This is a genomic window from Pseudooceanicola lipolyticus (genome assembly GCF_002786325.1).
In the GTDB taxonomy this organism is placed as follows: domain Bacteria; phylum Pseudomonadota; class Alphaproteobacteria; order Rhodobacterales; family Rhodobacteraceae; genus Pseudooceanicola_C; species Pseudooceanicola_C lipolyticus.
In genome coordinates, this window is the sequence record NZ_PGTB01000217.1 from 1 (window position 1) to 5100 (window position 5100).

Genomic DNA, 5100 nt, shown 5'->3' on the forward strand with positions numbered 1-5100 from the left:
CGGGCGCGGCGCTGGCGCCCAGCGCGGCGAGGCACAGCAGCGCCGAAAGACTGCCGCGCAGCGCGCTCATGTCTTGGCCACCTTGCCGCGGCCGAAATCCGGCGCGTCGGTGTCCTGGCCGGCCTGGATGATGCCGCGCCGGATGGCGCGGGTGCGGGTGAAATAGGCGTGCAGGTGGTCGCCATCGCCGGTGCGGATCGCCCGTTGCAGGGCGAACAGCTCTTCGGTGAAGCGGCCGAGGATCTCCAGCGTCGCGTCCTTGTTGGTCAGGAACACGTCGCGCCACATGGTGGGATCGCTGGCGGCGATGCGGGTGAAATCGCGGAAACCGGCGGCGGAATACTTGATCACCTCGCTGTCGGTGACCCGGCGCAGGTCATCCGCGACGCCGACCATGGTATAGGCGATCAGGTGCGGCGTGTGGCTGGTGACGGCCAGCACCAGGTCGTGGTGATCGGGGTCCATCAGGTCGACATGGGCGCCCATCCCCTCCCACAGCGCGCGCAGGCGGGCGACCGGATCGTCGGGCGTGCCCTCGACCGGGACCAGCAGGCACCAGCGATTGTCGAACAGTTCGGCAAATCCGCTTTCGGGGCCGGAATGTTCGGTGCCGGCCAGCGGGTGGCCGGGGATGAAGAACACGCCCTCGGGGATATGCGGGCCGACCGACTGGATCACGTCGCGCTTGACCGAGCCGACATCGGTGACGGTGGCGCCCGGTTTCAGCAGCGGCGCAATTTCTTCCGCCACCGCGCCCATCGCGCCCACCGGCACGCAGAGCACCACCAGGTCGGCGCCCTGCACCGCCTCGGCGACGCTGTCGCAGACGCGGTCGCACAGACCGATGCGGCGGGCGGTGGCGCGGGTGGCCTCGCTGCGGGCATAGCCGGTGACCTCGCCCGCAAGCGCCCCGTTGCGCTTTATCGCCCAGTACATCGAGGAGGCGATCAGACCCAGCCCGATCAGCGCGACGCGGCCATAGGTCGGTGCGCTCACCGGTCCGCCCCCTTGAACGCGGCCACCGCCTCGGCCACCTTGCGGCAGGCGGCCTCGTCGCCGATGGTGATGCGCAGCGCGGCGGGCAGGTTATAGCCGTTCACCCGGCGCACGATCAGGCCGCGCGATTGCAGGAAGGCGTCGCAGGCCTCGGCCTCGGCCGCGTCGGCAAAACGGGCGAGGATGAAATTCGCCTGCGCCGGATCGGACGGCACGCCGAGATCGGCCAGCCGATCGGCCAGCCAGACCCTGAGCCGGGCGTTTTCCGCGATATAGCTGTCGACAAAGGCGCGGTCATGCACCGCCGCCTCGGCCGCCTTGAGCGCCGGCAGCGACAGGTTGAACGGTCCGCGAATGCGGTTCAACACGTCGATGATGCCCCGCTGGGAATAGCCCCAGCCCACGCGCATCCCGCCCAGCCCGTAGGCCTTGGAGAAGGTGCGCAGCATCACCACGTTGTCGCGCGCCGTCGCCAGGGCGGCACCGCCGTCATAACCTGCGGCAAATTCGGCATAGGCGCTGTCGATCACCAGCAGCGCGGTCTCGGGCACGCCATCGGCCAGCTGGCCCAATTCGTCCGCGCTCAGCATGGTCGAGGTCGGGTTGCCTGGATTGGTGATGAAAACCAGCCGGGTGCGTGCGGTGCAGGCGGCCAGCACCGCCGCGACATCGACCCGCCGGTCATGCTCGGGCGCGACCACCGGGGTTGCCCCGGCAGCGCGGGCGCTGATCTTGTACATCGAGAAGCCGTGCTCGGTATAGATCACCTCGTCGCCCGGTCCGGCATAGGACTGGCAGAGGAAATGGATGATCTCGTCGCTGCCGACGCCGCAGATGATGCGTTCGGGATCCAGCCCGTGCACCTCGCCGATGGCGGCGCGCAGCGCGGCGTGATCGGTCGAGGGGTAGCGGTGCATCGATCCGGCGGCGGCGCGCACCGCCTCAATCGCCTTGGGGCTGGGACCGAACGGGTTCTCGTTCGAGGACAGCTTGATGACCTCGGAGAGGCCCGGCACATGGCTGGCGCCGCCCTGATAGAGCGCGATGTCCATGATGCCCGGCTGCGGTTCGATCTTTCCCATGGCGTCCCCCGAGGTTCCGGGGGGTTCTATGCCCTGCGGCAGGGCAAGGCCAGAGGGAATTGCGCGCTTGGCCGCCCGCCGCCCGCCCCGATTCTGACCCGCCGACCCCTCCCCCTGAACCGGGAGAGGGCTGGGAAGGTGGTGGGACAGCGACGGCCGCTCAGCTGGCCAAAACGTTGCGAAACTGCCAGGGGTCGCTTTCGTCGATATCCTCGGGGAACAGCTCCCAGCGGTCCTGCAGCGGCGTCCAGTCGGTGTAATGCGCCTCGACCGGGCCGAGATAGGGGCGCTGGACCTCCAGGCAGCGGGCGTGGTCCATCTCGTCGGTCTCGACGATCCCCGCCTCGGGGTTTTCCAGCGCCCAAACCATGCCGGCCAGCACCGCCGAGGTCACCTGCAGCCCGGTGGCGTTCTGATACGGCGCCAGCTCGATGGTTTCGGCATTGGACAGGCGCGAGCCGAACCACAGTGCGTTTTTCTCATGTCCGAACAGCAGCACGCCCAGTTCGTCGATGCCTTCGACGATCTCGTCCGCTTCCAGGATGTGGTGTTTGGTCTGCTGCTTGCCGGAGCCGAACATCTCGTGCAGCGACAGCACCGCGTCGTCGCTGGGATGATAGGCATAGTGGCAGGTGGGCCGGAAATCGGGCGCGCCGGCATCGCCGACGGTATAGTAATCCGAAATCGACACCGCCTCATTATGGGTCACCAGGAAACCGAATTGCGGCCCCGGCGTCGGGCACCAGGTGTGCACGCGGGTGATCGCGCCGGGCCGGTCCAGCCAGATCGCCGATTGGCAGCCGGTCTCGAATTTATGGCCGTTTTCCGGGAACCAAGTTTCATGCGTGCCCCAGCCCAGTTCGGCCGGCTGGAAGCCCTCGGCGATAAAGCCCTCGACCGACCAGGTGTTGACGAAGACATTGCGCGGGCGCGGCTGGCGGCGGGCCTGGGTGTCGCGCTCGGCGATATGCACGCCCTTGACGCCGAGGCTTTGCATCAGTTTGGCCCAGCCTTCACGGCTGGTGGGCGGGGTGGCGTCGCGGCCGGTATCCTTGGCCAGGGTCAGCAGCGCCTCTTTCACGAACCAGCTGACCATGCCGGGATTGGCGCCGCAGCAGGACACCGCGGTGGGGCCGCCGGGATTGGCGGCCTTTTCGTCGCGCACCTTCTGGCGCAGCGCGTAATTGGTGCGCTGGGCGTTTTCGGTGGTTTCGAAATAGAAGCCGGCCCAGGGCTCGACCACGGTGTCGATATAGAGCACGCCCAATTCGCGGCAGTATTTCATTATGTCGAGCGAGGAGGTGTCGACCGACAGGTTGACGCAGAACCCCTGCCCGCCGGCAAAGAGCTCGCCCAGCACCTCGCGGTAATTCTCGGGCGTCAGCGCCACCTGCAGATGGCGGATCTTGCGCTGGTGCAGAAAGTTGTGCACGTCCTCGTTCGGCTCGATCACCACCATCTGGTCGGCGTCGAAATCGAAATGCCGCTCGATCAGCGGCAGGGTGCCCCGGCCAATCGAGCCGAAACCGATGATCACGATGGGGCCGTCGATACGGCCATAGACAGGATGGGTCAGGGTTCTGGTCTCCGTGCTGCGGCGCCCTGCGGCGCGGTGGGGCGGTGGCGCGGTCCTGTCCTTGCAGCCCGCACATCCGATCACAAGCGTAAATTTTCAGCAGCTGCGCTGCGCCCGCAGGGCCGGACCCGGCCCGCAGGATCTTGCCGGCGGGTGACGAAACGCAAACGGGGCCGCACCCTGCGGCGCGGCCCCGTGGCAATCGGATCGGCGCAGGATCAGTTCTGCGCGTAGAATTCGATGACGAGATGCGGTTCCATCACCACCGGGTAGGGCACGTCGCCCAGGGCGGGGGTGCGCACGAAGGTGGCGGTCATCTTCGAATGGTCGACTTCCAGGTAATCCGGCACGTCGCGCTCGGGCAGCTGCACGGCTTCGAGCAGGACGGTCATCTGACGCGACTTCTCGCGCACCTCGATCACGTCGCCTTCCTTGACACGGTAGGAGGGGATGTTCACCCGCTTGCCGTTCACCAGGACATGGCCGTGGTTCACGAACTGGCGTGCGGCAAAGACGGTGGGCACGAATTTCGCGCGGTAGACAACGGCGTCCAGCCGGCGCTCCAGCAGGCCGATCAGGTTTTCACCGGTATCGCCCTTGACCCGCTCGGCCTCGGCATAGATGCGGCGGAACTGCTTTTCGGTCAGGTCGCCGTAATAGCCCTTGAGCTTTTGCTTGGCGCGCAGCTGGGTGCCGAAATCGGACAGTTTGCCCTTGCGGCGCTGGCCGTGCTGGCCGGGGCCGTATTCGCGGCGGTTGACCGGGGATTTCGGACGGCCCCAGATGTTTTCGCCCATCCGGCGGTCGATTTTGTACTTGGCAGACGTGCGTTTGGTCACGGCTGATCTCCTTCAGATATGCGCCCCGAGGGGCTGTGAAGGGCGTTGTCCTCCCCCCCGCTTGCGCGAGAGTGACAGGCATCCCCTTGCGGGGGCCACCAACACCAACGAAGCCGCGCTTATAGCCGGGTGGCGGTGGGAGTCAACGGCTGTCTGTGCCACCCTGGCGCGGGGCCCGCTTAATCGCCTGTTAGCAGTCCTCGGCTAGCCTCGGCATCAACCGTCGCAAAGGGCCCCCGATGACGCTGAGCCGCCAGATTCTCTCGATTGTCGCCATCCCGGTGCTTGGCGCGGCAATCCTTGCCGGTCTCGGCATCCAGACGGCGCTGGGCCACCTGTCGGCGGCGCGCCATGTCGACCGCGCGCTGGAAGAGACGGCGCTGATCGGCGAACTGGTGCATCAGCTTCAGCTCGAACGCGGCCTCTCCGCCGGGTTCCTGGCCTCGCAGGGCGCCAGTTTCGCGACGCCGCTGGCGCAGCAGCGCCAGACGGTCGACCGAATCCGCGCCGAACTGGGACCCGGACAGGGCTCTGCCGCGCTGGCCCGGCTGGCGCAGGGCGCGGCAGAGATCGACGGGCTGCGCCAGCAGGTCTCGGCCCGGGCGGT

General features: G+C 67.5%; 5 protein-coding genes. 1 reads left to right on the plus strand and 4 read right to left on the minus strand.

What is annotated here, in order from left to right; genetic code table 11:
• Positions 1-66: 66 nt before the first annotated feature.
• The 4 genes from CVM52_RS23435 to rpsD form a co-directional block, all read right to left on the minus strand.
• The gene (locus CVM52_RS23435; RefSeq protein WP_100164758.1) at positions 67-996 is read right to left on the minus strand and encodes a prephenate/arogenate dehydrogenase family protein; all 930 of its coding nucleotides are present in this window, start codon (positions 994-996) and stop codon (positions 67-69) included.
• Positions 993-2078: a histidinol-phosphate transaminase gene (gene hisC, locus CVM52_RS23440; RefSeq protein WP_100164759.1), complete on the minus strand. Its 1086-nt coding sequence runs from the start codon at positions 2076-2078 to the stop codon at positions 993-995. Before hisC ends, CVM52_RS23435 begins: the two co-directional genes overlap by 4 nt.
• Before the next feature lie 160 nt (positions 2079-2238).
• Positions 2239-3654, minus strand: coding sequence for a homospermidine synthase (locus CVM52_RS23445; RefSeq protein WP_100164761.1), 1416 nt, complete (start codon positions 3652-3654; stop codon positions 2239-2241).
• A 218-nt stretch (positions 3655-3872) separates the two neighbouring features.
• On the minus strand, positions 3873-4493 hold the full coding sequence (rpsD, locus tag CVM52_RS23450) for a 30S ribosomal protein S4 (protein ID WP_100164760.1): 621 nt from the start codon (positions 4491-4493) through the stop codon (positions 3873-3875).
• 239 nt (positions 4494-4732) lie between these two features.
• Here rpsD and CVM52_RS23455 point away from each other — a divergent pair.
• Positions 4733-5100 (plus strand): nitrate- and nitrite sensing domain-containing protein (locus CVM52_RS23455; RefSeq protein ID WP_205965012.1); only part of this gene is annotated, 368 nt, incomplete at its 3' end.